Consider the following 261-nt stretch of genomic DNA (forward strand, 5'->3'; position numbering starts at 1 on the left):
GTGAAGTCGTAACAAGGTAGCCCTAGGGGAACCTGGGGCTGGATCACCTCCTTACCTATACGACTAACTTAGCTCTGCTGGGTCGACAATATGGCATCAGTGCCGAGTCGACACAAATACATCCGTGTATATGAGTGTTCACACAGATATGCTTGTTTATTTCTGCCCATCTCTTAATAAAGAGTTGAGTATGGGATAACAACAAACTGTATAGCCTTGTTGCTATATAGCGTTCTTTAACAATTTGGAAAGCTGATAGTG

General features: G+C 42.9%; 1 rRNA gene. It reads left to right on the forward strand.

From position 1 onward, the window contains the following. Positions 1 to 54 (forward strand): 16S ribosomal RNA (locus Q0976_RS24120); the annotation flags it as partial. Between the last annotated feature and the right edge of the window lie 207 nt (positions 55 to 261).

Origin of the sequence: uncultured Shewanella sp. (assembly GCF_947501665.1) — a bacterium.
In the GTDB taxonomy this organism is placed as follows: domain Bacteria; phylum Pseudomonadota; class Gammaproteobacteria; order Enterobacterales; family Shewanellaceae; genus Shewanella.